20 protein-coding genes are annotated in these 24,543 nt (G+C 64.1%); 12 read left to right on the forward strand and 8 right to left on the reverse strand.

All coding sequences use genetic code 11. The features are described from left to right. Nucleotides 1-81: 81 nt before the first annotated feature. Nucleotides 82-534 carry a hypothetical protein gene (locus KQI11_RS08645; RefSeq protein WP_185914924.1) on the reverse strand — a complete coding sequence of 151 codons (453 nt, stop codon included), beginning with the start codon at nucleotides 532-534 and terminating at the stop codon, nucleotides 82-84. A gap of 88 nt (nucleotides 535-622) precedes the next feature. Beyond that, complete coding sequence (locus KQI11_RS08650) at nucleotides 623-1,462, reverse strand: DUF368 domain-containing protein (RefSeq protein WP_216401832.1); 840 nt, start codon at nucleotides 1,460-1,462, stop codon at nucleotides 623-625. A 451-nt stretch (nucleotides 1,463-1,913) separates the two neighbouring features. Between KQI11_RS08650 and KQI11_RS08655 the strand changes: the two genes are divergently transcribed. Beyond that, the gene (locus tag KQI11_RS08655) at nucleotides 1,914-3,242 is read left to right on the forward strand and encodes a hemolysin family protein (protein ID WP_185914926.1); all 1,329 of its coding nucleotides are present in this window, start codon (nucleotides 1,914-1,916) and stop codon (nucleotides 3,240-3,242) included. Nucleotides 3,243-3,312: 70 nt separating this feature from the next. On the opposite strand, the gene KQI11_RS08660 is transcribed toward KQI11_RS08655, so the two are convergent. Then, nucleotides 3,313-4,521, reverse strand: coding sequence for an RNA polymerase sigma factor (locus KQI11_RS08660; RefSeq protein ID WP_216401833.1), 1,209 nt, complete (start codon nucleotides 4,519-4,521; stop codon nucleotides 3,313-3,315). Nucleotides 4,522-4,710: 189 nt separating this feature from the next. Here KQI11_RS08660 and KQI11_RS08665 point away from each other — a divergent pair, with 189 nt between their 5' ends. The 4 genes from KQI11_RS08665 (at nucleotide 4,711) to KQI11_RS08680 (ending at nucleotide 10,121) form a co-directional block, all read left to right on the forward strand. Beyond that, entirely contained in the window at nucleotides 4,711-8,040 is a 3,330-nt protein-coding gene (locus tag KQI11_RS08665) for a DUF5011/hyalin repeat domain-containing protein (RefSeq protein WP_216401834.1), read from the forward strand. A gap of 265 nt (nucleotides 8,041-8,305) precedes the next feature. Then, a complete protein-coding gene (locus KQI11_RS08670) occupies nucleotides 8,306-8,575 on the forward strand; it encodes a hypothetical protein (protein WP_185914929.1) in 270 nt (89 codons plus the stop codon). A 268-nt stretch (nucleotides 8,576-8,843) separates the two neighbouring features. Next, nucleotides 8,844-9,968, forward strand: a complete 1,125-nt coding sequence (locus KQI11_RS08675) for a sodium ion-translocating decarboxylase subunit beta (protein WP_216401835.1) — start codon at nucleotides 8,844-8,846, stop codon at nucleotides 9,966-9,968. A gap of 12 nt (nucleotides 9,969-9,980) precedes the next feature. Next, nucleotides 9,981-10,121, forward strand: a complete 141-nt coding sequence (locus KQI11_RS08680; RefSeq protein ID WP_185914970.1) for an OadG-related small transporter subunit — start codon at nucleotides 9,981-9,983, stop codon at nucleotides 10,119-10,121. Between the two features lie 92 nt (nucleotides 10,122-10,213). Here the strand turns inward: KQI11_RS08680 and KQI11_RS08685 are convergent, their stop codons facing one another. The 4 genes from KQI11_RS08685 to KQI11_RS08700 form a co-directional block, all read right to left on the reverse strand. Next, the gene (locus tag KQI11_RS08685) at nucleotides 10,214-11,023 is read right to left on the reverse strand and encodes an energy-coupling factor ABC transporter ATP-binding protein (protein WP_216401836.1); all 810 of its coding nucleotides are present in this window, start codon (nucleotides 11,021-11,023) and stop codon (nucleotides 10,214-10,216) included. Beyond that, on the reverse strand, nucleotides 11,023-11,877 hold the full coding sequence (locus KQI11_RS08690; RefSeq protein WP_216401837.1) for an energy-coupling factor ABC transporter ATP-binding protein: 855 nt from the start codon (nucleotides 11,875-11,877) through the stop codon (nucleotides 11,023-11,025). The genes KQI11_RS08685 and KQI11_RS08690 overlap by 1 nt, the downstream gene beginning before the upstream one ends. Next, entirely contained in the window at nucleotides 11,874-12,662 is a 789-nt protein-coding gene (locus KQI11_RS08695) for an energy-coupling factor transporter transmembrane component T family protein (protein ID WP_207721196.1), read from the reverse strand. The genes KQI11_RS08690 and KQI11_RS08695 overlap by 4 nt, the downstream gene beginning before the upstream one ends. A gap of 117 nt (nucleotides 12,663-12,779) precedes the next feature. Continuing rightward, the gene (locus tag KQI11_RS08700; protein WP_185914931.1) at nucleotides 12,780-13,394 is read right to left on the reverse strand and encodes an ECF transporter S component; all 615 of its coding nucleotides are present in this window, start codon (nucleotides 13,392-13,394) and stop codon (nucleotides 12,780-12,782) included. A 403-nt stretch (nucleotides 13,395-13,797) separates the two neighbouring features. Between KQI11_RS08700 and KQI11_RS08705 the strand changes: the two genes are divergently transcribed. Together KQI11_RS08705 and KQI11_RS08710 are read left to right on the forward strand one after the other, a co-directional pair. After that, nucleotides 13,798-14,592, forward strand: coding sequence for a type III pantothenate kinase (locus KQI11_RS08705; RefSeq protein ID WP_185914932.1), 795 nt, complete (start codon nucleotides 13,798-13,800; stop codon nucleotides 14,590-14,592). 74 nt (nucleotides 14,593-14,666) lie between these two features. Further along, on the forward strand, nucleotides 14,667-15,323 hold the full coding sequence (locus tag KQI11_RS08710) for an ECF transporter S component (protein WP_353653952.1): 657 nt from the start codon (nucleotides 14,667-14,669) through the stop codon (nucleotides 15,321-15,323). A gap of 72 nt (nucleotides 15,324-15,395) precedes the next feature. Here the strand turns inward: KQI11_RS08710 and KQI11_RS08715 are convergent, their stop codons facing one another. Next, nucleotides 15,396-16,619 (reverse strand): RNA polymerase sigma factor, encoded by a 1,224-nt coding sequence (locus KQI11_RS08715; RefSeq protein WP_216401838.1) that lies wholly within the window; start codon nucleotides 16,617-16,619, stop codon nucleotides 15,396-15,398. Between the two features lie 210 nt (nucleotides 16,620-16,829). Here KQI11_RS08715 and KQI11_RS13520 point away from each other — a divergent pair, with 210 nt between their 5' ends. The 5 genes from KQI11_RS13520 to clpB all read left to right on the forward strand — a co-directional run bounded on the left by KQI11_RS13520 (nucleotide 16,830) and on the right by clpB (nucleotide 24,462). Then, nucleotides 16,830-19,352: a YDG domain-containing protein gene (locus tag KQI11_RS13520; RefSeq protein WP_216401839.1), complete on the forward strand. Its 2,523-nt coding sequence runs from the start codon at nucleotides 16,830-16,832 to the stop codon at nucleotides 19,350-19,352. 405 nt (nucleotides 19,353-19,757) lie between these two features. Beyond that, nucleotides 19,758-20,132 carry a GntR family transcriptional regulator gene (locus tag KQI11_RS08725; protein WP_021660241.1) on the forward strand — a complete coding sequence of 125 codons (375 nt, stop codon included), beginning with the start codon at nucleotides 19,758-19,760 and terminating at the stop codon, nucleotides 20,130-20,132. A gap of 4 nt (nucleotides 20,133-20,136) precedes the next feature. Next, complete coding sequence (locus KQI11_RS08730; RefSeq protein ID WP_216401840.1) at nucleotides 20,137-21,003, forward strand: ABC transporter ATP-binding protein; 867 nt, start codon at nucleotides 20,137-20,139, stop codon at nucleotides 21,001-21,003. After that, nucleotides 21,000-21,629 carry an ABC-2 transporter permease gene (locus KQI11_RS08735; RefSeq protein ID WP_216401841.1) on the forward strand — a complete coding sequence of 210 codons (630 nt, stop codon included), beginning with the start codon at nucleotides 21,000-21,002 and terminating at the stop codon, nucleotides 21,627-21,629. The genes KQI11_RS08730 and KQI11_RS08735 overlap by 4 nt, the downstream gene beginning before the upstream one ends. Nucleotides 21,630-21,837: 208 nt before the next feature. Then, on the forward strand, nucleotides 21,838-24,462 hold the full coding sequence (clpB, locus tag KQI11_RS08740; protein WP_216401842.1) for an ATP-dependent chaperone ClpB: 2,625 nt from the start codon (nucleotides 21,838-21,840) through the stop codon (nucleotides 24,460-24,462). Nucleotides 24,463-24,543 lie beyond the last annotated feature (81 nt).

A 24,543-nucleotide genomic window follows, 5' to 3' on the forward strand; every position in this document is an offset into this window, starting at 1 on the left:
ACCGGGCAAAAGCAAAGGGACCGGACAGTCGTCCGGTCCCTTTTTGTGCGGCAATGGCAGGCTATGCCGGCCGTTCAGGGGTCAGTGGCGCTCGCAGTTGCAGCTGTAGTGGCAGTCGCAGGTGGGGCAGTTGTCCTTGATGATCCCATGGACCAGGGCCGCCAGGGTAAACAGCATCATGAAGGCGAAGGCGCTGGCAAAGAAGAGGAGGATGATGGCGGCTACGCTCGCCACCCCCGCAACCGCCACGATGGCGGTGAAGAGGGAGAGGATCAGGGCGCCCAGAGCGGAGAAGAGGAAGCAGGGCAGGTAGCCGCAGATGCTGTCGGAGAATTCGCAGTTGTCGCAGCAGGGGCGGTGCAGGGCGAAGACCAGCAGCAAAAGCAGGGCAATGGCGGAGAGAACGGCGATAAAGCCCAGCGCCACATACACCAAAACAGCGGCGATGCCCGTATAGTAGAGAGCTGCAAAGATGGCGCCCAACACTGCGCTGGCGAAGGCCAGGAAACCGCAGATGTATTTGGAACGGTACACGGATAGACACTCCTTTCAAGCAGACGAACAAATCTCGTGACGATCTGGTCACGCTCCACTATATGTTCGCCCGGCCCGAATGGTGTGACTACTCCTGCGCCCGCCCCAGCCGCCCCAGCAAAAGGGTGGCGGCGCACCCGGCTGTCAGGCAGGCGAGGCCGGTGAGGGCGGCCCCCCAGCCGCCGGAAAAGCCGGGGAACACCTCGGCCACCGAGCCCAGCACAAAGCCGATGATCAGGGCGTAGGTGAACTGGGGCCGCCGCTCCATGGCCCTGTCCAGCAGGGAGGTGGTGGCGAGGATCCCCCCCACCAGCCCCAGGGCGAGGGGGAGGAGAAAGGGCAGGTAGAGCTGACTGACCGACGAGAGGGCCACCTGGTAGAGCCCCAGCAAAAGCAGCACGTGGGAGGCGCTGATGCCCGGCAGCACCAGGGCCACCGCCACCACCGCCCCGGCCAGAAAGAGGAGCAGGGCCCCCTGGAGCGAGAAGCCCTCGCCAGGGGCGAAGAGGCCGTCGGGCACCAGCCGCAGGGCAAAGACCAGCCCCAGACCGAGGGCGGCCCCGGCGAGGCAGCTGGGGGTGGGGCGGCGGATGCCCGCCTGCCGCCACAAAACCGGCAGGCTGCCCAGGATCAACCCCGAGAAGAGAAAGAGCATGGGGTCGCCAAAGCGCTCGGTCAGGTAGAGGACCGCCTTGGAGAAGAGCAGCACCCCCCCCAGCGAGCCCAGGCAGAAGACCAGCAGGAAGAGCAGGCTCTGCCGGCGCTTGGCGCCCCGGTCTTTGGTCAGGCTGCTGATGGCGCGGATAAGCCGGCTGTAAATGCCCAGAATAATCGCCATGGTCCCCCCGCTCATCCCCGGCAGGAGCATGCTGCTGCCCACCACCAGGCCGGAGAGGAGGGTGGAAAGTCCCTCTTTGGTGCGTTTCATTGTCTCGCTCCTATTTTTCAGAAATTTGTACCAGTGTAAAAAAGGCGGGGGCAAAAGTCAATGCCCGCAGCCAGTTCTCCGCCCTGGTGGCGGGGGTGCGGGCCGGGCGGAGCCGCCGCTCGGCGGGGGGGCCTGTAAAATTTGTGTCAAGTGCGGCCACCGGGCGCTTGGCAGCAGCCGGGCAAAGGCGATTTTCCCCCTTTTGGGGTGGATTTGGCCGGGAATGGTGCGCCCGGAGAGCGGGAAGACCTTCTCCCTTTCGCTGCCTTGCCGCCGCACCGCCGGGGAAGCCCGGCCGGTTGTTGGCGTTTGGCCGCTGTTTCGCTATAATAGAATCATCTTGTACCATTTCTCCCGGCCGCTCCCTGTGGGGCGGCCGCGGACAGCGGCCGGACGGGCCGCCCGCCCACCGGGCGGACACCATTTGACCCATCAAGGAAAGGGAGCGGATATGGACTCCGACAGTAGTCTTTTTCTCAGTATTGCCATTTTGTTGGTGCTGATCGCCACCAACGCCTTTTTTGCCATGAGCGAAATTGCCGTCATCTCGGTCAATGAGGCCAAGGTGCAAAAACTCGCCGACGGGGGGAGCAAGGCGGCGGGGAAGTTGCTCTTCCTCACCCGCACCCCCTCCAACTTCCTCTCCACCATTCAGGTGGGGATCACCCTCTCGGGCTTTCTGGCCTCGGCCGTGGCGGCGGACAACTTTGCGGGGATGCTGGCGGACGCCCTGTCCTTCCTGCCGGTGGACCGGGGCATCCTGCAGGGCGGCTCCCTGGTGCTCATCACCCTGCTGCTGTCCTATTTCACCATCGTCTTTGGCGAGCTGGTGCCCAAGCGCATCGCCATGCGCAGGGCCCAGGCCGTGGCGCTGCGGGTGGCGGGGGTCATCTCCCTGTTTTACCGCATCGCCCGCCCCTTTGTCTGGCTGCTGGCCCAGTCCACCAACGGCATTTTGCGGCTGTTGGGCCAAAAGCCGGGGGAGGACGAGGAGGAGATCACCCCCGAAGACGTCCTTTTGATGGTGGAGACCGGCGCCAAAAAGGGGGTGTTTGACGGCGATGAGAAAGAGCTCATCGAGAACATCTTCGCCTTTGACGACAAGACGGTGGGCGAGGTGATGACCCACCGCACCGACGTGAGCATGGTGGAGGACAGCGACGACATTGCCGCCGTGAAGGAGCTGGCCAGGCGGGAGGGGTACTCCCGCATCCCGGTCTACCACGAGACGGCCGACGACGTGGTGGGCATCCTCTACGTAAAGGACCTGCTGGACGACTCCAAGCAGGTCGAAAAGGCGGCCGACTGCATGCGCGCCCCCATCTATGTGCCCGAGAGCATGCTCTGCAGCAAGCTGCTTCGCACCTTTCAAAAGGAAAAGGTCCACATGGCCATTGTGGTGGACGAGTACGGCGGCACCGCCGGCATCGTCACCATGGAGGACTTGCTGGAGGACATCGTCGGCGACATCGCCGACGAGTACGACAGGGAAGAGGCCGACTGCCAGGAGTTGGCGCCCGGCCGCTATCTCTTCGCCGGCTCCATTGAGCTGGAAGAGGTGGAGGAGATCCTCGGCATTGCGCTGGACTACGGGGGCGAGTACGACACCCTGGCCGGCCTGCTCATTGAAGAGCTGGGCTACATCCCCCAGCAGGGGGACGCCACCGTCCTCCCCCTGGGAGGGGGCTACTGCGCCCGGGTGGCGCGGATGGAGGAGCGGCGCATCGACCGGGTCTTGGTCTGGAAAGAGGAGCCGCAGGCCCAGGCGGCTGCCGAGTAGGCGCGCCGGCAGAGAGAAAAAAGAGGGGGCAGCCACCCGTGGCTGCCCCCTCTTCCTATTTGAGGCCGCTTCAGTCAAAGACGCTCACCCTGGCCCTTAGGGTGTTGCCGGCAAGATCGCTCGCCTCCAGGGTGTACCCGCCGTTGGGAAGGGCGTAGAGGAGGGCTTCCCCCTCCCGTCCGACCGGCTGGTGTTCCGCCCCATCTGCCCCGGTGAGGCGCACAGAGGCCCAGTCCACCCCCGCGCCCGCGTCTGTCAGGGGGATGCGGGTCCGCCCGTTTTGGCGGGCGACTGCGCCCACCAGCGGGGGGGAGCAGTCCAGGTTTTCCACCCAGAGCTGCGCCTCGGCCGTCCGCCCAATGGATGAGCGCAGGGTCAGGGTGTAGCTGCCGTTTTGGGGCAACAGGGCGAGAAAGCGGCCGTCTGGCTGCCGCTGGGCGGGGTAGATGGCGCCGCCCTCCCCGGCGAAGGCGGCGGTGGACACTGGGCCCGCCGTCGCCACCGTCACCGGGCAGGGGGTGTTGCGCCAGCCGCGCTCTCCCTGTGCCCACTGAATTCGGGGTCTGGACCCGACCCCCAGACCCAACCCCACCCCGGCGACGGTGAGAACGGCCGTTGCCGCCCAGCGGAGAGAGGCCCCCTTTTTGGGGGCGGAAGTTCCGGGCGAGAGGGAGAGCCGTCCCATCGCCCGGGCCACGGCGGGCCCCACGAATACGCCGGGAAGGCCGCCCATCTGCTTTTGCAGGGAGGAGAGGGCGCGGCCGAGCAGTCGCTGCACCGTGCTCACCGAGCAGTCCATGACCTGGGCCATCTGCGCGAGGGGGAGCTTTTGGCAGTAGCGCAGCAGCACCGCCTGGCGCTGGTCGGGGGGAAGGGCGGCCAGAGCACCCAGCAGCCGCTCCTGCTCGTCCCGCCCCTGGGTGGCCTCTTCCGGCTGCACCAGCTCGTCCACATCGGGGATGGAGGCCAGGCTCTCGTCCTCCCGCAATTCGGGCTGGCGGGTCTGCCGGCGGAGGATGGCCAGGCAGTTGAGGTAGGTAGCCCGGTTGAGATAGGCCACCAGGGCCTGGGGCGAGTGCAGCTGTTCCCACTTTTTCACCAGGGTCAAATAGCTCTCCTGCACCGCCTCTTCCGCCAGGTCGGGCCGGACCAACATCCCCAGCGCCTTTCGGTACTGGATGGGCGCGGTGGCCCGGTAGAGCTCGTCAAAGGCCTCTCGGTCGCCTGCTCTGGCCCGGTCGAGCAGTTCCGCCAGCCGGCGGTGGCTCAGTTCCCGCATCGCGCTATCCCCCTACTAATTTGATAAAATTGGCCTTATTGTAACACGAAAATGCCGTTTTCCAAAGGGCAATTTGACAATTTCCGCGCTGTAAAAATTTTCTGCTGAATTTTGCAAAAAATCTGACCAACTTGCGGGGGATTGTGACGCTTACTCTTGATAAGTAAAAAATAGGAGGAGCGATGGGCGATGCGATATAAAAAGAGACGGCGCCTGGCAGCCCTGGGGCTGGCCGCTGTGGTGGCACTGGGGGGACTTGCCTTTCCCGCTGTCCTGGCGACGGAGACGAAAGACGACAATTTTGTGGGCAGCTTCAACCTGAAGGATATTTTTTCCGATAATGACCCGCACTACATCCCGCTGGAGATGGACAAAAATGACATCTTCTTCAGCGACCCGTCGGGTCACCCGGACAGGAACGAGGTGGTGGCGCACAATACCAGTTTTATGTCTCAACTGACCTTGGTGACCAGCAAGCGGAAAATCTCGCTGAAGGCGAGTTGGCAGATGGCCAGCAAGTTCATCATGAAGAGCGGCCCCACCGCGACGGAGACGATCTTCAAGTACTCCATCCACGGCCTGGTGGACAACAGCCAGCTGCTCATCGAAGCGGTGTTTCTAAACGGCAGCTCTGATCTGACCCTCCGCTTTCGCAAGTGGAACAACATCAGCGCCACCATCGTGGCGACCTACGACTCAAAGGTGATTCCGGCCGCCAAGGTGGTGGACGGCACCCCCATCGTCCTCTCTTACGACGCGGCGACGGGAACGCTTACCTGTACATACGGCGACACCTCCATCTCTTTGAAAAAAGACCAGTGCGACGTGCTGCAGCAGGACAGCTCCTACCTCAGGCTCTGCGGACAGACGACCTGGAGGAAAGAGTCGGCGGTGCCCACCTCCATGGTGCGCGCCCAGTTTGAAGAGGTCAAGTACACCAAGTACAACCCGAAGTTTGTGGAGACCACCATCCTCAACAGCAGTGGGCAGCCCATGAGCGAGGAGGAGAAAAGGCAGGTGCAGGATGGGGACATCGTCACCATCCGGGCCAAGGTGAACAACACCTTTGTGGGCGGCGATCCGGTGCCGGTTCACCTCAAGCTGGCGGACAGCGCCGACTACCCCACCGCCATGCTCAACTTCGACAGCAGCACCTGGGCCACAGGGGAGACGCAAGAGGTAAAGGTGGACGGACATGTGGTGAACAACGTCAACATCATCGGGACCGGCATCCCCCTCTCCTGCAAACCCGGCGGAACAGAGGTCACCTATCGGGCCAAGGTGACAAACCCAGAGGGCAAAGCGGTGACCATAGGCCAGATGATCGAGGATGACTTCTTCTTGTCCAAACAGTACTCCAAGACCGAGCTGGCCCCGGCGGTGCTCCTGGTGCCCTACGACCCGGAGAAACCGGCGGAGGAGCAGGGAACGGCGGGGAAGGACTACCACTTTACCCGCACCCCGGCCAACCAAAACGGATGGAACAACAGCCCGGTGGAGGTGGTGTTCTGCCCCGGGGACTTTGACCAGTTCGAGATCAAAGAGGGGGCGGATTTGGTCGCCACCCTGGACCGGGCCACCCCCAAAAAGGTCTACGGCGAGGAGACCGGGGGGACTGAGACGGTCTACCAGGCCAAAAATAGCGGCACCAAAGAGGTCTCCACCACGGTGAAGGACCAGGTGAAGATCGACCAGACTGCGCCGGCAATCGCCGCGTCGGGGGGACTCCTCACCTTGACCGACAGCCTTTCAGGCGTCTGGAAGTTGGAGCGGTACGACGCCAAGACCGGCCGCTGGGTCGGCGCCAAGGCCTTTGCCCTGACCGACGGCAACGGCGCCGCCAGCCAGACTTTTGCCGTCGTACAAAACGGCAAGTACCGGGCGGTAGACGCGGCGGGGAACGCCTCTGCCGCCCTGGCGGTCACTGTCAACGACCCGCCCTCGGTGGACCCCAGCGACCCCAGCGTCACCCCCTCCGACCCGGAGAAGGAGGTGGATGAAAACGGCCTGGTGCACATTACCATCCGCGACCACATTCAGGAAATCATCGACCGAGAGGCCCCCCTCTACGGCGGGCGGTTCACAGTGGAGGAAGCCCAAAAGCTGTTTGACAGCCGCTATGGCTTCTCCTCCCATGTCCCCGGGGACACCGGCCTGACCTATGCCTACGCCATCACCCAAGACGGGAAGGACGTCACCGGGGAAGGGGTGGACGCCACCCAGGCGGGCAGCTTCACCGTCACCTGCATCGCCACCGATGCGGACGGGAACACCACCACCGTCATTCTCACCGACACCCTCATCGACCGGGACGCCCCGCCGGTGGTGGACTGGGGGGAGGACCCCGACCCGCCGGTGGGCCCCTCCTTCGACCCCCTGAAGCCCCTCCCCAAGCCGGTGATCAAAGACGACCCGGAAACGGGGAAAAAGCACGCCCACCTCTACGACAGCATCACCGAGGTGGTGGGTACGCCCCCCGCCTACAGCGGCAGGCTGACGGCCCAGGTGGCGGCAGAGATACTGAAAGGCCGCTACCAGTTCGGCAGCGCTCAGGGGGACGGGGTCCTCACCCGCGGCCCAGTCGCCGTGACGGCGGGCGGGAAAGACATCTCCACCGCGGGGCTGGACACCTCGAAGCCCGGCAGCTGCGTCATCACCCAGACGGTGACCGACAGCCAGGGCAACCAGACCACCGTCCACCTGCAATATACCTTTGTGGGCCAGGGGGTCCCGCCGGTGATCGAGTACGACCCCAGCGACCCCACGGTAGAGCCGGGGAGCCGGCCCGACGGCCCGGAGGTGGTGGAGGACTGGCAGAGCGGCACCAAGTACGCCACGGTGAAGGACAGGCTGGTGCAGACCGTGACCGTCCCGCCCCTGTCAGGGGGCTGGCTAGACGAGGGGGAGATCCGCAGTCTCCTCTCCGGCCGCTACCGGTTCACCTCGGCCCAGCCGGACGGGGGGCTCAAAGAAATCCGCTTTGCCGTGACCCAAAACGGCAAGGCGGTGGATGGGATCGACACCACCAAACCGGGGGAGTACGTTGTCACCTACACCTTAGAGGACTCCTCCGGCAACCGCACCACCCTCTTTTTGCAGTTTGTCCTGCAGGAGGGAGGGGCGTCAGCCGACACATTGCCCGACGGCAACCAAGATGGGCAGGGGGGCGCCCACGACAACGGGTCTGACGGCGCTCCGCACACCGGAGAGGGGCCACAGGGCAGTTTGGGGAACGGCTGTCTGCTGCACTGGCTGGAACTGGCGGGCCTTCTCCTCTGCCTGACCCATATGGCCTTCCGGCTGCGGGGAACTTGCCCGCGGGAGAGGGGAGAGGCGGCGCGCCTCTCCTGGGGCGACAGCGGCTTTCTCTCGCTGATGGCGGGGGCGGCGCTCTACCTGGCGGCGCTGCACAGCTGTGCGTGGGACCTGCCATTGGCGGCGCTGTGGGGAGCAGTGGTGCTGGCTGATTTGACCCTGCTGGCTGGTCGCACACAGCGGCGGGAAGGGACAGCGCGCTGACTCGCCGCAAAAACTTGAGGAGAGAGCGGTCCCAGGCGGTCGATGACTGGTCATCGACCGCCTTTTTGTGCAGTTTTTTGTCGATTGGAGACGGCAAAATACACCAAAACGGAGAAAATGAAAGCAAAACGGAAAAAAGTGACCGTTTCGCCCCAACTTTGAACACCTATTGTTAGAGAAGTGACAAGGGGGTGATTCGGCAGTGACCTTTCAACAGGGGACAATTTCATCTCTTACCGCGCAATTTTTCGGGGAGGGGTGCCTAGTGCACTGGCTGGCCCTGTTGGGAATGGCCGTCTCCCTTGCCTATCTGGCGCTGCGCTTTTGTGGCACCCGCCCCCGCAGAGAGGGGGAGGGGCTGCAGTTGCCCCTGGGGGACGGCTGTTTCCTCCTCTTTTTGGCGGGAGTGGCGGCCATCCTCTACTCTGCTCGCCGCTGCGGGCTCGACGGGGGTTTGCTGACCGTCTGGATGGGGCTGCTTGTGGCGGAGATGGGGCTCCTCACCTGCCGCAGAGAACAGGACTGGACTTTTTAAAAGGCGAATTTTACCCAGACTTTACAGAGGGGCCTTGCAATTGGGCGGCGGCTTGTGGTATTCTTATCCGGTAACAACTGCATACCGCCCAAAAGGGAGTAACTTGCGGCGCCCTGCGCCGTCGTATGGTGCGTCAATCCGATTTTTGCAAAAAAATCCGCACATACTATAAAAAGTGAGACTTTTACTGTGGTTTTCACGGTGAAAGTCTCTTTTTTTGCACAGTTTTGGGCGGTGCAACTGCAGAGCGAAGAAATGGGAGTGCACAATGGAAGTTTTGTTTGAAAACATTCTCAACATCACCCCGGGCCAAATCGTCATGTGGGTCATCGGCGGGCTGCTGATTTGGCTGGCCATCAAAAAGGAGATGGAGCCCACCCTCTTGCTGCCCATGGGCTTTGGCGCCATCTTGGTGAACCTGCCCCTCTCGGGCGCGGTGGACCAGGTGGCCGGCAGCGGGGTGGAGCAGGGGGCCATCGACACCCTCTTTCGGGCGGGGATCGCCAACGAGCTGTTCCCCCTGCTGCTCTTTATCGGCATTGGCGCCATGATCGACTTTGGGCCGCTGCTGTCCAACCCCAAGATGCTGCTCTTCGGCGCGGCGGCGCAGTTCGGCATCTTCTTCACCCTGAGCGTCGCCTCGCTCTTTGGCTTTGAGCTGCACGACGCGGCCTCCATCGCCATCATCGGCGCGGCCGACGGCCCCACCTCCATCTTTGTGGCCAACTATTTTGAGTCCAACTACGTGGGGGCCATCATCGTGGCGGCCTACTCCTACATGGCGCTGGTGCCCATTGTACAGCCGCCGGTGATCCGCCTGATCACCACCCAAAAGGAGCGGCGGATCAAAATGCCCTACAACCCCCTCTCCATCTCCAAGACGACCAAGATCCTGTTCCCCATCCTCATCACCGTCATCGCCGGGCTGATTGCCCCCAAATCGGTCTCGCTGATCGGCTTTTTGATGTTTGGCAACCTCATTCGCGAGTGCGGGGTGCTGGGGATGCTCTCCGAGACCGCGCAGAAGGTGCTGGCCAACCTGATCACCCTGCTTCTGGGGCTGACCATCGCCACCAAGATGCAGGCCGAGTACTTCCTGCAGCCGGCGACCCTGCTCATCATGGGGCTGGGGCTGGTGGCCTTCATCTTCGACACGGTGGGGGGCGTGCTCTTCGCCAAGCTGCTCAACCTCTTTTGCAAAAAGAAGGTCAACCCCATGGTGGGGGCGGCCGGCATCTCGGCCTTCCCCATGTCGGCCCGGGTCATTCACAAGATGGGCCTCAAGGAGGACCCCCAGAACTTCCTGCTGATGCACGCGGCTGGGGCCAACGTGGCCGGGCAGATCGCCTCGGTCATCGCCGGCGGGCTGATCATCAGCCTGATTGCCAAGTAAGGAGGGCGCGCTGTGTTTCACATTCCCGAATTTTTATCGACCCTGCCCATCATGGGCTACGGGATGGGCGGCATCTTTGCCGTCATCCTCGTCATCTATTTGAGCATCAAGCTGCTGTGCAAGCTCTTCCCCGAGCGGGGGGAGGAGAAGTAGCCCCCAGCTGAAAGGCCTTTCTCCGCAACAAGCTAGCCCCGGGCACCCAATCAGGTGCCCGGGGCTAGCTCTCTTTTGGGCAGAAGGGGGAATTACCGCCCCAGCCGCCGCGCGATCTCCTCCACCATCTCGTCGCAGTAGAGGATGCGCTCGCCGATTTTCAGTTCTTTGGCCAGTTCGCCGATGGCGGTCTTGCGGATGCGGGAGGTGCTGACCACCTCTTCATTCCAGAAGATGTCGCGGGCGCTGCCGTCGGCAATGATGTGCTTTTGGGCCATGGCCACCACCCGGTCGAAGTTGTCGGCCACAAATTCCATGTCGTGGGTGATGGTGATGACGCTGCGCCCTTCGGCCTGCAGGGCGTCGATCAGGTGGGAGAGGATGGCGATCCCCTCCGCGTCCTGCCCGGCGGTGGGCTCGTCGAGGATGAGGTAGGGGGTCTCGGTCGCCAGGATGGCGGCGATGGCCACAAACTTGCGGGTGGAGTAGGGGATGTCGAAGGGGTTTTTCTTCAGGTATTTGGCGATGCCGGTGAGCTCCACTGCCCGGTCCACCCGGCGCTTGATCTCCTTTTCCTCCATCTTCAGGTAGCGGGGCATGTACTCGATTTCGGCGATGACGCTCTTGTTGAAGATCTGGTCGTCGGGGTTTTGAAAGACATAGCCCACGTAGGTGGAGATCTGGGCGGTGGTCTTCTCCTTGGTGTTGACCCCGTCGACGATGACGTCGCCGCCCGAGGGCTTGTGCAGCCCGTTCATCATCTTGACGGCGGTGGTCTTGCCGGCCCCGTTCTGGCCGACGATGCCCACCTTTTCGCCGCTCTCGATTACCAGATTTAGGTGTTCAACGGCGGTGTAGCCGTTGGGGTAGGTAAAGGATGCGTCCTTCAGTTCAATTGCCATCAGCTCTCTCCCCCCAATCTCTCTTCAATGGCCGCGATGGCGTCTTTTTGGGTGATGGGGATGCGCGCCAGCCCAATTCCCCTTTTCTCCAGCCTGCTGCCCAGCAGCGCCACCTGGGGGATCTGGGCGCCGTGCTCTAAGAGGGCGGGGTTTTGCAGCACCTCCTGCGCGGGGCCGTGAAAGGCCACCTGGGCCTTTTCCAACACCACGATCTCGTCGGCGTACTCGGCCAGCAGGTCGATCTTGTGCTCGACGAGGAGCACCGTCTTCCCCTGCTCTTTGAGCAGCTGGATGATGGCGAAGACGTCGGCCGTCCCCTCGGGGTCGAGCTGGGAGGTGGGCTCGTCGATGACCAGGGTGTCGGAGTCCATGGCGATGATGGCGGCAAAGGCCACCCGCTGCCGCTGCCCGCCGGAGAGGGCGTTGGGGTCGCGCTTGATGAGGTCTTCGATTTTCAGCAGCTTGCAGACCCGAATGACCCGCTCGATCATCTCGTCTTTGGGGATGCCCAGGTTTTCAAGGCCCAGGGCGATCTCTTCAAAGACGGTCTCCTTGACGCCGCTGATCTGGGTAAAGGGGTTTTGAAAGACATAGCCAATCTGGGTGGCCAGCTGGTCGGTGTCCCACTTTTTGACGTCGGTGCCGTCGATGATGGTCTTGCCGGTGAGGGAGCCGCCGTAGAAGTGGGGGACCAGTCCCCGCACCAGGTTGCACAGGGTGGTCTTGCCGGCCCCGTTCTGGCCGATGATGCCGTAGAATTTCCCCTTTTCAAAGGAGAGGTCCACGTGCTTGAGGGCAAAGGTCTTGGCCAGGGGGTATTTGTAGGAGACGTCTTGTAAGGTGATAAAACTCATAGCCAGATGATCCTCCCCACAATGACCGCCACGAGGGCGATGTCGATGAGAATGATGACCGCCTTTTCGGCAGCCGGGGTCTTACGCAGCTCCCGCAGGAAGGTGTGCTTCACCGGGGCGGAGAAGGCGCGGGCGTCCATGGCGATGGACTTCTCCTCGGTGTTGGAGATGGCCCCCAGCACCAGCGGCCCGATGATGGGGATAAAGGCCTTCATCCGGCTGATGAGACCGCCCTCGGTCTCAATGCCGCGGGCCTTCTGGGAGTCCATGATGACCTTGGAGCTCTCCCCCAAATCGGTGATGGCCTGCATCGAGGCCAGGCAGATGTAGGAGGTCTCGTGGGAGACGCCGATGCGCTCGAGGGAGTACATCAGGTCGCGCATGGGGGTGATGTTGTAAAAGAGGATGACCGCCGCGCAGAAGGCGACCACCGTGCCCGCCACCCGCAGGCCGTAGAAGATGCTCTCCACCGTCACGTGGATGTTGCCCCAGCTGAAGAGGACGGTGGTGCCCTCGGTGAACATGGCGCGCATCAAAAAGAGGATGGCGCCCACCAGCAGGAAAACCTTGTAAAACATCTTGAAAAAGGGGCCAAATTTGCCGGCGATGGCCGCCAGGATGAGGAAACCCGCCATCATGGCGTAGCCGATCCACCAGTAGGGGAGGATGAAGCCCACGGCCGCCATCACCGCGCAGAAGTTGAACTTGTTGAGGGGATTGACGTCCATCAGCCAGTTCCCGTAGAGCTGGGGCTTTTTAAAGGAATAGGCAAAATCCAGATCCAAACCGATCCACTCCTTTGTGTCAAAATTTGGGGCTGCCTTGGGAAAAGGGACAGGCCGCTGCTCACCCAGCGGCCTGTCTTTTTTGCAGTCGAGGTTGGGAAGGGGGGACGGAAAACGCTAGAGGGTCTCTTCCTCTTCGTCGTCCTCGTCGGCGCCGCTGGCGCCGATGTAGACGTGGCCGAGCGGCAGCTTGGTGAGGAAGCGGTTGGGCATGCTCTTGAGGATGATAAAGACAATGATCACCGTGGGGACCTTGTCGAGCAAGTCGGCAAAGGCCTCAGAGGCAAAGCAGGCGGGAGCGACCGACCAGCCGGCCGCGACCAGGGCGCCGGTGATGAGGCCGGTGGCGTTGGCGCCGTAGCCGCCCAGGAAGAGGATGGTGATGCAGGGGCCGATGACGCCGCCGATGAAGCCGAAGACCAGGGCGGACAGCAGGGTTTTCCACAGGCTCTTAAAGACGCCGATTTTGGAGAACCAGCCGGCCACAAAGCCGAAGGCCACGTTGAGCACCGCGTAGTAGAGGGTGGTCGGCGAGGTGATGGCGTTGAGCAGGTTGGTGATGAGACCGACCAGGGCGCCGGGGACGCCGCCGCAGAGCGCGCCCACCACAATGGTGCCGATGGCGTCCAGGTAGAGCGGCAGTTTGAGCAGAATGGCGATCTGCCCACCCACGAAGTTGACTGCAATGCCGATGGGAATCAAGAAGATGACCAGTTTGTTCATTTTTTTCATGGATGCGTACCTCCTCAGAAGTTGTAATCCGTTCGGCCTGCCAAACAAGGCGGGAAACGACCTCGACAAGCACTTCCCTCTTGTTAACAAACTGTAAATACTACTACCCACAGTATAGTGTTAGTCAACAAAAAAATCAATCATTTTCTTTTATTTTATCGATATTACCAAAAAAGAGAGGGCGGTTTTGACAGGATAGCGGGCCTTCTTTTCGCCCCGTCCCCGGTGCGGCCTGTCGGCCCGCACCGGGGGCGGGGCAGGGGGAGCCGACGGCGGGAAAACAGGGGGCCGGGTCTGTGGAGAGGGGCGGCGCGCCCTTGCCAATTTGCCCGAAATGGGGTACACTGGCACCGGGAAATCAGCTGGTTTTCCGATCGATCGTCACAAGGGGGAGGGCCTTGCTATGCTGCTTGTGCTGAATGTGGGCAATACCGCCATCTCGGCGGGGGCGTTTGCGGGGGAGGAGCTGCGATTTGTCGCGCAGACCGCCACTCGCAAGGGCGCGACCGCCTTTGACCTGGCCCTGCACATCCGCCAGGCGCTGGCCCTGGCCGGCGGGGGAGAGGAGCCCTTTTCGGGGGCGATCCTCTCCTGCGTGGTGCCCTCGCTGCGCCAGGCGGCGGCTGAGGCGGCCGACCTGCTGGTGCGGCCGGGGGGGCGCAGGCTGGTGTTGGGACCCGGCGTCAAGACGGGGCTTGACATCCGCACCCAGAACCCGGCGGCCACCGGCAGCGACCTGGTGGCCCTGGCGGTGGGGGCGCTGACCCTGGCGGGGGGGCCCTGTGCGGCCTTCTCCCTGGGGACGGCCACCGCCGCCGTGGCCCTGGGGGAGGGCGGCGCTCTGCGGGGCACCGCCGTGATGCCCGGGCTGGCCCTCTCGCTGGAGGCCCTGCGGGAGCGGGCGGCCTGCCTGCCGGAAATCGCCCTGGAGGGGGGCTTTGCGCCCCCCCTGGGAAGCGACACGGTGGGGGCCATGCGGGGCGGGTTGCTCCACGGCCACGCCGCCATGCTCGACGGGATGGCCGAGCGGCTGCAGGAGGCGCTGGGGACGGACTGCCCCCTCTACCTCTGCGGGCGGTGGGCAGCCCTGGTGCAGCCCTACTGCCGGGCGCCCTTCCTCTTAAAAGAGCACCTGCTGCTGCGGGGGCTCGCGGCCATCTATCGGAAAAATACAGCGGAGCGGCAGCGGGGCGAATAGCCCCGGCCCTTCTTTCCCAGAATATGCGCTGTATCCCGCCCTTCATGCGGGAACGGCAGCAGGAGGAATGCGCTGTGTCAAAGACGAGACGAAAGACAACCACCCTGGTGCAGATGGCGCTGCTGGCCGCCCTGATCGCGGTCCTGTCGGCGGTGCCCTGGCTGGGGTACATCAACCTGGGGTTCATCAACGCCACCACCGTCCACATCCCGGTGATCATCGGGGGGATCCTGCTGGGGCCCAAGGCGGGCGGGGTGCTGGGGGGCTTTTTCGGGCTCACCAGCCTGCTGAAAAACACCTTTCAGCCCAACCTGAGCAGCTTTGTCTTCTCCCCCTTCTACGGGGTGGGGGAGACCCACGGCAACCTGTGGAGCCTGGTGATCTGTCTGGTGCCCCGCATCCTCATCGGGGTGGCGGCGGGGCTCTGCTACCGGGCCATCGCCCGGGGCGGCAGGCGAAAGACGGCGGCCATGGCCGTGGCGGCGGTGGCCGGCTCCCTCTGCAACACCCTGCTGGTGATGGGGGGCATCTACCTCTTTTTCGGGCCGGCCTACGCGGCGGCCCAGGGGGTGGATTACGGCGCCCTCTTCGGCTGGATCGCCGCCCTGGTGGGCACTGTGGGGGTGCCGGAGGCCCTGGTGGCGGCCGTCCTCTCCACCGCTGTCTGCCGGCCGCTGCTGGCATTGCAGGGGCGGGGCAGCCCCAGGCCGGTCGATAGAATGGAGCAATAAAAGCGAGGGCCCCCGGCACAGCGCTGTGCCGGGGGCCCTTTTGGGTGGAGAGGGGGGAGATACAGAGGGCGCTTACTGCCGCGCGGATACCCGGGTGCTCCCCCTGCCCTGGTTGCCCAGCGCATCGCGCACCCAGGTGGTGTAGCTGCCCGGCGGCAGGGCAAAGGCAAACCAACCGTCGGCCAGGTCCTGTTGCACCGGGTCGATGCGGCGGCCGTCCTCGCCGGTGCAGTACATCTCGGCCACGCCGCTGGGGTCGGCAAAGGTGAAGACGGTGAGCCCCTCCTCCCACGCGCTGCCCTGCAAAACTGGGGGTTGGTCGTCGATACAGGTGACCGACACCTCCCGGCTGGCGGCGCTGCCATTTTTCCCCCGGGCCACCAGGGTGTAGCGGCCGCTGCGGGGAACGACCGCCGCATAGTGCCCGTCTCGGTGCGACAGGGGCAGGCGGAGGCCCTCCCCCTCCAAATAGACCTCCCGCAGCCCCGCGGGGCAGGACACCTGGGCGCTCACCTGGACCGGCTGGGCCTGGGGGACGCGGTCGGGCCACTCCACCCAATCGATCTGAACGGGGGCTGTGGCGGCGGTCCCCACTGCCAGGGCGGACAGAGTGGCGGCCAGCCCCGCCAGCAGGCGGAGAGGGGGGCGGCGGGAAGCGCGCTCTTTCCTGCCCTGACCGCCCGCCTGCCGCCAGCTCTGGCGGGCGATGCGGGCGACGGCGGGCCCTGCCAAGAGCCCCCCCAGCCCCATGGCCCCCCGCAGTTTGCCCATGGCCCGGCGCAGCAGCCGCTTGACCGTGCTCTCAGAGCGGCCCATGACAGCGGCGACGTCCCGCACCTTCAGCTGCTGCACATACCGCAACAGCACCGCCTCCCGCTCCTCCTCTGTGAGGGCGGTGAGGGCGGCCTGCATCCTCTCCACGTCGCTCTTCTTGTCGGCCCACTGCTGGGGGGTGGGGCCCAGGTCGGCCGCGTTGGCGGCCTCGCCCCCGGAGAGGGAGAGGGGGGCCTGCTGCCGCCGCTGCCGCTGCAGGTGCTGCAAACAGAGGTTGCGGCTGATGCCGCTGAGATAGGCGGCCACCAGCTCGGGCGGGTCGATCTCCGCGATCTTCTGCCAGAGGTGCAGGTAGGTCTGCTGGAGCAGGTCCTCCGCCACCTGGGCGCTGCCCACCATCTGCAGGATGCGGTAGTACTGAAAGCGGGCGGTGGCAGCGTAGAGCCGGTCAAAGGCGGTCCGGTCCCCCGCGGCGGCCCTGCGGGCCAACTCCCCCAGTTCGGCGTGGCTGTATGTCTTCACCTGGCGTCCCCCTGTCCCCAATCTCTCTGCCAATATAGCACGGCCGCCCCGACGGGTGCAAGCGGGAAATTTTTTTGCCAAAATGTGACCCGTTTTTGCCAAAACTGCGAATTATTGATGAGCTTGTGTTTTGCACAGGCCTTTGTAGAGGGCGAGAGGGGCGCTGCGCTCAGCGGCGGCGCTACCCCCCAACAATAGGAGGCGGAAAGAGTGAAGCATCAAAAGAGCGGGTGCCGGCTTGGTGCCCTGCTGCTGTCGGCGGTGATGGCCCTGTCGGCGGGCGCAGTCTGGCAGGGGTTTCGGGCAAAGGCGGCGGGGGGAGAGGCGACAGCCCTGTCCATCGAGACCGGCCCGGCGGTCAAGGGGTCCGACGGGCGCTTTTCCTTTCCCGAATTGGTCCTGCGGGTGCCGGACGGCGCCCAGGTCAAGAGCGTCACGGTGCAGTTTTCCAGCGCGGTGGCCAGCGCCGACAACATCTCCCTTCCCCCCTCCGGGGGCTTTGTCCAGCTGGCCGGCAGCAAGAGCGGGAACGTGGCGATCAACGCCAGCGGCAAGAGCGCCCAGGAGTGGACCCAGTACCTGCGGGACAACTTGCGGGTGACCCTCGCCGGCAGCGAGATGAAGCGGTTGCGGCTGATTGCCAGCTACAGCGAGGCCACCGACATCTACGACTACAACGCCGAGACCGGGCACTACTACCAGGTGGTGCGGTCAGGGAATAGCTGGAAGGCGGCGATGGCCGACGCGGACCAGCGGAAATATCTGGGGATGCAGGGGTATTTGGTGACCATCACCACCCAGGAGGAAAACGACTTTGTGGCCTCCCTCATCCCCAATATCAACACCTGGATGGGCGGCAGCTGTGACCCGGCCTACACCAAGGACCCAGACAGCGGGAATGCAACCCCCGGCCGCTGGTACTGGGTGTCCGGGCCGGAGGGGATCGCCGACAGCGGCAAGCCCCTGCTGTTTTGGGAGGGGGTTTGCAACACGTCGACCCCCAACGACCCGGCCAACAGCCGCAACGGCTGTTGGCTCAACTGGATCGAGACGAGCCGGGGCTGGCCGGTAAACGGACCCGACCACGGCGGGGCCCCGGGGATAGCCGGGGCGGAGCCCTATCTGTCCTCCTATCGGGAGAACGGGAGCCTGGGCTGGAACGACTTAAGCGACACGCAGACGATGGTTTATGTGGTGGAGTACGGCGGCATGCCCGGCGACAAGGTGGAGAGCGACGACTGCGCCAAAGAAGAAGTGAACCTGGACCCCAGCGGCAAGGCCCTCTCCACCAGCGCCAGCGACATCACCGTGGGGGAGGAGCCAAAGGTGGTGAGCAAGGCCAACGGCAGCCCGGTGGAGGCGGTGGTGTACACCTACTACCGGCGGGCCGACGACGGCAGCTGGAAGCCGGTGGCCGCTCCGGAACACGTGGGGGAGTACCGGGTGGTCTCCGCCAAAGACGGCTACCAGGGGGACAGCGATACCTTTCAGGTGCTGCCCAAGGACATTTCGGTGGCCCCCACCCCCGCTGCCGACGGCACGTACACCAAGGTGTATGACGGCACGAACGGGTACGGTGGAGACATCTCCCTCTCGGGCCTGCCAGAGGGGGCAGATGTGCAGCTGCGCTGCACCGCCACCTTCAACAGCAAGGACGTGGCCACAGCCGATACACTCACCCTGACGGGGCTGTCCCTCACCGGCGACGACGCGGGGGACTACACCCTCACCGGCCTCGCCGACGGCAAGATAGAGGTGCCGGGCAGCATCACCCCCCGGCCGCTGGCGGTGGCCCCCACCTTTGCCGTCAGCGAGAGCTGGGCCGGGGTGCCCCTGCCCCACGACTACGGCCACACGGCGGTGGAATACGACCCCGACGGCAGCTGGGGCAGCATGCTGGGCGAGGGGGACGCCCTGGCCGACACCCTGGGTGAGCCGGCCTACAGCTGCCGGGCAGGGAAGGTGGAGCTGGACAGGCAGGCCCCCCTTGCCGGGTCGTATACCCTGGCGGTGACCTTTCCCGACGCCACTGAGCTGGCGCGGCAAAACTACGAGATCACCTGCGCCACCCTTCCCCTGCTCATCAAGGAGCGCCATCCCCCCACTGTGCGCCCCCAGGGCGAACAGCAGGGGCCCCTGGTCCCCAACGCCGTCACCGAAGGGGCCGGCGGGACCGTTCACGCGGTGGTGGCGGACGCGGTGGTCGAGCGGGTACGGCCCAGCGGCAGCCTTTCGCGGCTGGAGGTGCTCGGTCTGCTGATGGACCGCTACCAGGTGGACTCGGCCCTGCCCGACGGCGCGCTGACCTACTCGGCGGCCACCATCTTCAAGGGGGGCGCGGCGGCGGACGCGGTGGATCTCACCCGGCCGGGCAGCTACCTCCTCTCGGTCACCGCCACCGACAGTCTGGGCGACACCGCCACCATTTTTCTGACCTACACCCTGGTAGAGGAACCGGTGGAGCCGACCCCGACCCCGCCGGACGGCGGCGAGGGCGACCCCAGCGGGGGCGAGCCGGACGCCCCCGAAACACCCACCCCTCCCCCGAGCGGCGGTCAGGCGACGGTGGAGAGCGACTCGGACAGCGGACACCAAAACCCCATCATCACCGGCGACGGGGCCATTGCCCCCAGCGACAGCGGCCTGCTGTTGGCCGGGGCTTCCCTGGCCGCCCTCTCCCTGGGCGGGGTCGCCCTCTTCGGCGGCCGAAAGGGCCGCCGGTACAAGCGGTAGAAACTTTGCGGACAGAGGCCGCGCGGTCTCCCGTTTGAGGCGGCCAGTGGGCGGTGTGGGCCCCCTCTTCCCACCGCCCACGCCTCGCCGATAGAAAAAGGACCCCAAGAATCCGCTCCTGCTTGTACAGGCGGGCAGCCCCCCGGCGCAAAATCTGCGCCGGGGGGCTTTTTCGCGGCGGACCTCATCCGGCCAGGTAGCTGCCTCCTCCCGGTCACCGCCACCGGCAGCCTGGGTGGCGCCGCCGCTGGTCTGCCGAGCTCCCCCTCGGTACCGCCGGGGGAGGGCGGTGGAAGGGGGGAGAGAAAGTTTTTTCCAAAGGACAAAAGGGTGTTGACAACCGTGCTGATTGTATATATACTGTATATACAATATATCGATATATTTGAGTGTTTGAGGTGACCCATGGACATCATCATCCAGAATTCCAGCGACAAACCCATCTACCAGCAGATCGTCGACCAGGTCAAAGACAAGGTTTTGACCGGGGTTTTGCAGCCGGGGGAGGCGCTGCCCTCCATGCGGCTGTTGGCCCGGGAGCTGAAGATCAGCGTGATCACCACCAAGCGCGCCTACGAGGAGTTGGAGAGGGAGGGCTTCCTCACCACCCAGCCCGGGCGGGGCAGCTTTGTGGCCGAGAAAAACCTGGAGTTTGCCCGAGAAGAGCGGATGCGCGCCCTGGAGGAGAGCTTGGCCAAAGCCGTGGAGCTGGCCCGGGGCTGCGGCGTGTCGGAGCGGGAGTTGGTACAGCTGGTGACATTGCTTTACAGCGGAGAGTGAGAGTATGATGACGCAAAATTGTTTGGAACTGCGCGGGGTCGGCAAGAGCTACGGCTCCTTTGCCCTGCGGGACGTGGATTTGAGCGTGCCCAAGGGCTGTATCATGGGCCTGGTGGGGCAAAACGGCGCGGGCAAGACCACCCTGCTCAAGTTGATTTTAAACCTGATTGCCCGGGACAGCGGCGAGATTTCGGTGCTGGGGATGGACAATTTAAAAGAGGAGATGGCCATCAAGCGGCAGCTGGGGGTGGTGATGGACGAGAGCGCCTTTCACGACTTCCTGACCCCGCAAAAGGTCTCCAAAATCATGGCGGGCATCTACCCCAACTGGGACGGAAGGCAGTTTGCCGACTACCTGCGGCGCTTCGGCCTGCGGCCGGGGGATTCCATCAAGAATTTTTCCCGGGGAATGAAGGCAAAGCTCTCCATCGCCGCGGCCCTGAGCCACGCGCCCCAGCTGCTGCTGCTCGACGAGCCCACCAGCGGCCTGGACCCGGTGGTGCGCGACGAGATACTGGACATCTTTGCCGAGTTCATCGGCGACGGGGAGCACTCGATCCTCATCTCCTCCCACATCACCAGCGACTTGGAGCGGGTGGCCGACTACATCGCCCTGCTGGATGAGGGCCAGCTGATTTTTTGCGAGGAGAAGGACGCCCTTCTCTACGGCTACAGCGTGCTCAAAGGCACCCGGGAACAGCTGGAGCGGCTGGACCGCAGCGAGCTGATCGGCCTGCGGGAGACCAGCTTTGGCTTTGACGCGCTGGTGGAGCGAAGCGAGGAGAACCGCCGCCGCTTTGAGGGGTTGGTCTTTGACCGCTGCACCCTGGAGGAAATGGTGCTCTACTTTATAAGGGGGAAGAAGAGATGAAGGGACTTTTGCTCAAGGATTTCTGCATCTTCGGCAAATCGGCCAAGTTTTACATCCTCTACCTGGTCGGGATGGCGGTGTTGGGGCTGGGGATGAAGAGTTCTGCCTTTATTGTGGGGATCGTGGTGATGATGCTCTCCATCCTCTGCATCAGCACCTTCTCCTACGACGACATGGCCCGCTGGCCGGCCTATGCCGCCGCGCTGCCGGTGAGCCGGGGCAAGGTGGTGCTTTCCAAGTATGTGCTGGGGATGGGGATGCCCCTGCTGGGGGGCGTGATCGCCCTCCTCATCACCGTTGGGTACTCCTTTATCCGCCCGGAGAACATGGTGGAAAACGCCCTGACGGCGGGGCTGACCGCCTGCGTGGGGATGCTCTTCAACCTGATTTTGCTGCCGCCCACCTTCAAGTGGGGGGCGGAGAAGAGCCGCATCATCCTCTATGCGGCCATGGCCGCCGTCTTTGCCATCGTCTTTCTCGCGGAAAAGCTCCCCGCCCTCAAGCTGCCTTCCCTGCCGCAGCTGCCGACGGGGCTCTGGGTGGGGCTGATCGCCGCGGTGATGGTGGGGTTGACCCTGATTTCCTACGGCGTCTCCTGCCGGATCTACGCCAAAAAAGAGTTTTAGAGGACCGTGCCAAAGGGCGCGCCCCTCCCCAAACAGAGGGAGGGGCGCGCCCTTTTTTGGTGTGGAAAAGGGGAAAAACAAAAGGTCAGAAAAAGTCAAAAATATTTTTGCGGCGTTCACAATTTGTACACAGGTATCGGGTATATTGTATTTAGCACTCAAGAGAATAGACTGCTAAAAGTGTGAAGAGAATGGGAGGGTGGTTCCAATGAACGCCAACAAACTGACACAGAAATCGCTGGAAGCGGTGCAGACCGCCCAGAGCCTGGCCATAGAGCACAGCAATGTGCAGATCGAGCAGGAGCACCTGGTTTCGGCCCTGCTGGAACAGCCCGAGGGGCTGATCCCCTCGCTTGTCAAAAAGATGGGCTGCGACCTGGAGGCCCTGCGCGCCGCCGTGCGCCAGCGCATCGAGGGGATGCCCGGTGTCTCGGGCCCCGGGCGGGAGCCGGACAAGATCTACGTCTCGCAGGAGGTGGACCAGGCCCTGGTGCAGGCCGAGGCCGAAGCGGGGCGGATGCAGGACGAGTACGTCTCGGTGGAGCACCTGCTGCTGGGGTTGCTGGAGCGGCCCAGCGCCTCCATGCGGGAGATTTGGAGCCGTTTTGGGGTGAAAAAGGACGGCTTTCTGGCCGCCCTGTCGTCGGTGCGGGGGAATACCCGGGTCACCAGCGACACCCCGGAGGAGACCTATGACGCCCTGAAAAAGTACGGGCAGGATCTGGTAGAGCTGGCCCGCGCCCAGAAGCTGGACCCGGTCATCGGCCGGGACGCGGAGATCCGCAACGCCATCCGCATCCTCTCGCGCAAGACCAAGAACAACCCGGTCCTCATCGGCGAGCCCGGCGTGGGCAAAACCGCCATTGCCGAGGGGCTGGCCCTGCGCATTGCCAGGGGGGATGTGCCCGACAACCTAAAAGACCGCAAGCTCTTTTCCCTGGACATGGGGTCCCTGGTGGCAGGGGCCAAGTTCCGGGGCGAGTTTGAGGAGCGGTTGAAGGCCGTTTTGGGCGAGGTGAAGAAGAGCGAGGGCCGGATCATCCTCTTTATCGACGAGCTGCACACCATTGTGGGGGCGGGCAAGACCGAGGGCTCGATGGACGCGGGCAACCTCTTGAAGCCGATGCTGGCGCGGGGCGAACTGCACTGCATCGGCGCCACCACCCTGGACGAGTACCGCCAGTACATCGAAAAGGACCCGGCGCTGGAGCGCAGGTTCCAGCCGGTGATGGTGGAGGAGCCGGACGTGGAGGACACCATCTCCATCCTCCGGGGGCTCAAGGAGCGCTACGAGGTGTTTCACGGGGTGAAGATCCAGGACGCCGCCCTCATCGCCGCGGCCACCCTCTCCAACCGCTACATCACCGACCGCTTCCTGCCGGACAAGGCCATCGACCTGGTGGACGAGGCCTGCGCCATGGTGCGCACCGAGATTGACTCGATGCCCGCCGAGCTCGACGAGATCTCCCGCAGGATCATGCAGTACGAAATTGAGGAGGCGGCCCTGAAGAAGGAGACCGACCGCCTCTCCCAGGACCACCTGGCGGAGATCCAAAAGGAGCTGGCCGACCTGCGGGCCCAGTTCAAGGAGATGAAGGCCAAGTGGGAAAACGAGAAAAACGCCATCTCCAAGGTGCAGAACCTGCGCGCTGAAATCGAGCAGGTGAACGCCGAGATCGAACAGGCGGAGCAGCAGTACGACTTGAACCGGGCCGCCGAACTCAAGTACGGGCGGCTGCCCGGCCTGAAAAAGGAGCTGGAAGAGGAGGAGAAGATCGCCGAGCAGGGACAGAAGGGCGCGGGCAGCCTGCTGCGCGACCGGGTCACCGACGAGGAGATCGCCAAGATCGTCGGCCGCTGGACCGGCATCCCCGTCTCCCGGCTGGTGGAGGGGGAGCGCGACAAGCTGCTGCGGCTGCCCGAAGAGCTGCACCGCCGGGTGGTGGGGCAGGACGAGGCGGTGGAGAAGGTCTCCGAGGCCATCCTCCGCTCCCGGGCGGGAATCCAGGACCCGGATCGCCCCATCGGCTCCTTCCTCTTTTTGGGGCCCACCGGCGTGGGCAAGACCGAGCTGGCCAAGGCCCTGGCGCAGGCCCTCTTCGACGACGAGCGCAGCATGGTGCGCATCGACATGACCGAGTACATGGAGAAGTTCGCCGTCTCCCGCCTCATCGGCGCGCCTCCGGGTTATGTGGGCTACGAGGAGGGGGGCCAGCTGACCGAGCAGGTGCGCCGCCACCCCTACAGCGTCATCCTCTTTGACGAGGTGGAGAAGGCCCACCCCGACGTCTTCAACATCCTCTTGCAGGTGCTCGACGACGGGCGGATCACCGACTCCCAGGGGCGGACGGTGGACTTTAAGAACACCATTATCATCCTCACCTCCAACCTGGGTTCCGGCGCCATTCTGGAGGGGATCGGCCCCGACGGGCAGATTTCCGAGGGCGCCAAGGAGGAGGTCAGCGGGCTGCTGCGCCGCCAGTTCCGGCCCGAATTCCTCAACCGGCTGGACGAAATCGTCTTCTACAAACCCCTCACCAGGGAGGAGATATCCGGCATTGTGGAGCTGCAGATCGCAGACCTGCGCCGCCGGTTGGCCGACAAGCAGCTGTCGGTGGAGCTGACCGCCGCCGCCAAGGAGTATGTGGTGGCCCAGGGGTACGACCCGGTCTACGGTGCCAGACCCCTCAAGCGCTTCATCCAGAGCAAGGTGGAGACCCTGATTGCCCGGCTGATCATCCGCGCCGAGTTGGCGCCCCGCACCGCTATTGTGGTGGACTATGACGGCCACCAGCTGACCGCCGAGCCCAAGGGCGAGTTGCAGGCGCTCTGATTTTTCGACAGACAGAAAGGGGGCCCGGCAGCGGGTGCGAGAGCGCCGCTGCCGGGCCCCTTTGCCGCCGCTGAAAAACCG

Source organism: Acetanaerobacterium sp. MSJ-12, assembly GCF_018917875.1.
Taxonomy (GTDB): Bacteria; Bacillota; Clostridia; order Oscillospirales; family Ruminococcaceae; genus Bittarella; species Bittarella massiliensis.

Bases quoted from the DNA above. Each gene is read 5' to 3' on its own strand.
- KQI11_RS08700 (WP_185914931.1), bottom strand. From the start codon at position 13,394: ATGAAAAAAATGAACAAACTGGTCATCTTCTTGATTCCCATCGGCATT.
- KQI11_RS08660 (WP_216401833.1), bottom strand. From the start codon at position 4,521: ATGCGGGAACTGAGCCACCGCCGGCTGGCGGAACTGCTCGACCGGGCC.
- KQI11_RS08725 (WP_021660241.1), top strand. From the start codon at position 19,758: ATGGACATCATCATCCAGAATTCCAGCGACAAACCCATCTACCAGCAG.
- KQI11_RS08735 (WP_216401841.1), top strand. From the start codon at position 21,000: ATGAAGGGACTTTTGCTCAAGGATTTCTGCATCTTCGGCAAATCGGCC.
- KQI11_RS08690 (WP_216401837.1), bottom strand. From the start codon at position 11,877: ATGAGTTTTATCACCTTACAAGACGTCTCCTACAAATACCCCCTGGCC.
- KQI11_RS08730 (WP_216401840.1), top strand. From the start codon at position 20,137: ATGATGACGCAAAATTGTTTGGAACTGCGCGGGGTCGGCAAGAGCTAC.
- KQI11_RS08685 (WP_216401836.1), bottom strand. From the start codon at position 11,023: ATGGCAATTGAACTGAAGGACGCATCCTTTACCTACCCCAACGGCTAC.
- KQI11_RS08675 (WP_216401835.1), top strand. From the start codon at position 8,844: ATGGAAGTTTTGTTTGAAAACATTCTCAACATCACCCCGGGCCAAATC.
- KQI11_RS08665 (WP_216401834.1), top strand. From the start codon at position 4,711: ATGCGATATAAAAAGAGACGGCGCCTGGCAGCCCTGGGGCTGGCCGCT.
- KQI11_RS08650 (WP_216401832.1), bottom strand. From the start codon at position 1,462: ATGAAACGCACCAAAGAGGGACTTTCCACCCTCCTCTCCGGCCTGGTG.
- KQI11_RS08705 (WP_185914932.1), top strand. From the start codon at position 13,798: ATGCTGCTTGTGCTGAATGTGGGCAATACCGCCATCTCGGCGGGGGCG.
- clpB (WP_216401842.1), top strand. From the start codon at position 21,838: ATGAACGCCAACAAACTGACACAGAAATCGCTGGAAGCGGTGCAGACC.
- KQI11_RS08655 (WP_185914926.1), top strand. From the start codon at position 1,914: ATGGACTCCGACAGTAGTCTTTTTCTCAGTATTGCCATTTTGTTGGTG.